This window comes from Ancylomarina sp. 16SWW S1-10-2 (genome assembly GCF_009669305.1).
In the GTDB taxonomy this organism is placed as follows: domain Bacteria; phylum Bacteroidota; class Bacteroidia; order Bacteroidales; family Marinifilaceae; genus Ancylomarina.
In genome coordinates, this window is the sequence record NZ_SADB01000047.1 from 1 (window position 1) to 2,778 (window position 2,778).

Annotated in this window: 2 protein-coding genes and 1 rRNA gene; 2 read left to right on the plus strand and 1 reads right to left on the minus strand. The window is 34.4% G+C overall.

Features of this window, described 5'->3' with window-relative positions; all coding sequences use genetic code 11:
- Window positions 1–186 precede the first annotated feature (186 nt).
- Window positions 187–861, plus strand: coding sequence for a DUF805 domain-containing protein (locus tag EMN46_RS18370; protein WP_154202465.1), 675 nt, complete (start codon window positions 187–189; stop codon window positions 859–861).
- Window positions 862–1,437: 576 nt separating this feature from the next.
- Complete coding sequence (locus EMN46_RS18375) at window positions 1,438–2,220, plus strand: hypothetical protein (RefSeq protein ID WP_154202466.1); 783 nt, start codon at window positions 1,438–1,440, stop codon at window positions 2,218–2,220.
- 464 nt (window positions 2,221–2,684) lie between these two features.
- Here EMN46_RS18375 and rrf read toward each other — a convergent pair.
- Window positions 2,685–2,778 (minus strand): 5S ribosomal RNA (gene rrf / locus EMN46_RS18380); the annotation flags it as partial.

The following is a 2,778-nucleotide window of genomic DNA, read 5'->3' on the forward strand; positions in this document are numbered from 1 at the left end:
AACTTTAGTTTGGCGATTTTAGTGGTAAAAAAAAGACTTTTATTCCACATAGACAATGGGTGAGACTACTTCTCCTCATTGTCTTGAAAAATACACCTCCTTTTTTCATCTAAAATTCCATCAGTTGCATTTGTGACTTGAATCTAAGTTAGTATTAAGTTGTAAAAGAAATAAGAAGATAATAGTATGAACTGGTATTTAAAAGTGTTAAAAAAGTATTTTTCTTTTTCAGGGAGAGCTTGTCGAAGAGAGTATTGGTTTTTTAGATTGTTTAATCTTTATTTTATTGTAAATGCCGTTGTTATAGATAATACATTCCTACGAGGATTAGTAGATGCACCATTCGGTATTTTTTCCCTATTATACATATGTGGTATTGTTATTCCAAATCTTGCGGTTTCAGTTAGGCGACTACATGATATTAGTAAAAGTGGATGGCTGGTGTTTATTGAGTTAATACCAGTTATAGGGCTTGTATGGTTTTATATTTTGATGGCAACTAAAGGATCTTCAGAACCTAATCAGTATGGTACTGCTCCTGTAAGGCAAAGTAAACAAGCTTCACCGCAAGATGAAACAACCAAAGCTGCTATCTTTATTCCATCAATATGGTCAATGCTTACGTTTTTACTTGTTGTTGTGGCCCCGAGTATATCAGGATACTTAAGTTTTGATCTTTTCTCTTCGCATATCTTCTCTATACTTGGGATATTTGCAAAATCACTTGGTTTAATAGTTCCGGTATATATAGCACGACTAATAAAAAGTGAACAAAAGCAGTTGGTGCTGTATGTCTTTTCAGTCATGCTAATGTTATTTGTTTTATTTGATACGGTATATTCGAATTATTTTCAGTTTTAGTCTCATTAGGTGCAGTTGCATCCTCTGCCTGAATAATTCAAGCGTTTAGTTTGATTTAAATGTGCAATGTTGGGACATAAAAATATAGTTTTCTATTTCAAAGGTTTCGCAAAGAAACAGATATATTAAAATAAATGCATACGTGAAAAAGAATCATTTTAAAAGCAATACAAACATTTAATCTATAAAGGCTTGATGATTAGCAATTTAATTCCGGGACATACATGGAATAAAAACTCCACCATGCCATTTAGTGAAGTTAAGTTTACCATGGATAAGCATGCTAACATATGTGTTATTAGGCCTGACTTAATAGGAACAGTACAGCTTATTAATATGGCAGAGACTTGGCATACGGACATGTCGCTCTTTACTTAGTTTATGGATGAAAACCGCCCATTACCACCTGGAAAAGTCTTTGATCATTGCAGAAAGCGAGAGTTTGAGTCACGTAAAACAAAGGGCTTTCCTTTACCTATGTATTACAGTATTGTTCCTACTCCAGAAGCCACTCTCAAACAACAAGCAGAACGAGAAAAATATTGGAAGGATAATAATTTTATGTTATATTAGCTCATGGATTATACAAATATCCCTACAGATAGAAGAAACCTGGAACGCTTGATTGTGACTTATCATGAGTACACGCAAAAGTTTATACATGTAGAGACAGGAGAAGATTTACAACCTAAAAATCATACTTACTATGTGAAAGACGGAAAAACCATTGACCACTTTGATTTGAATTTTATGCGTTTTAATTTGACCAGCTTTCGTCCCACTAATATAAATGTAGGATGGGGCTTATTGGTCTTTGGTTTATTTATTTTATTAATTGGAGGTCAGTTTTTGGTAGCTTGTATTATTTTGTTTGTTCCATCCATCTATTTTTTTATTATTGGCTACACACTACCTAAGCACAAATACATTATTTTTCATCGGGATAAGGGTATACTAGAACTGCCGGGTGCTTTTTACGATAAACCGCATCATATTCCGTTTGATGATGTACCTGCCTTTTTTGCCCCTAATGGCGCAGCAGCTCTATTTTACTGGTCGTTAAAAGTAAAACGAACGAATAAAGTGGGTATCAAAGATTTTTTCCCTATAAGCCTTAACTTTTTTATGTCACCAGGCTGGGATGGTTGGTCTTATTGGGTTTGGTACATGGATAGAAATCGTCCGCTACCACCAGGAGTTGGTTTAGATGAATTTAGAGCTGCTGATTTTGAACGTCGCAAAGCAGAAGGTTTTCCTGCTCCTCTATACAAAAGTCGCATAGAAACGCCTGAAGCAACACCTGAACAACAAGTAGAGCGAGAAAAATATTGGAAGGATATTGATTTTATGATGTCATAAACCTGACCTTAAGCATGATAAATATTCAAAAATATTACAAGCCTTGGCGCAATATAGAACCGAAAGTAAAACAAGACTGGAAAAAAAGTATCCTGAGTCTTGTATTAGTCAATTGCCAAGAAATTTATAGACAACGTTACAATTATACTCTTGTAATATATAGTATTCCACATGAAAAAATGGTAAGTATAACACCTGAGTTTTAAAATGGAGAATACGAAGTAATGCAAAGTGATAGTTTAAAAATATTTTTTTAAAACAAAACCAGTAGCTAAAGAAATCTATTTTACGTGGGTAAAAGATGATGTTGTATACTGTGGAAGATATATTTCGATGCCAAAGAAATGTTTGATTTAGATTCTCATTAGTAAATCATTTCTTAAAATGATATTTAACACTCTCCATTCCTTGACTTTAGAGCATAAAAAAAGCGTCTTACTCCGTAATGGAATAAGACGCTTAAAAGTTGGCATCGACCTACTCTCCCACCTTTCGGCAGTACCATCGGCGCTAATGGGCTTAACTTCTCTGTTCGGGATGGGAAGAGGTGGAACCCCA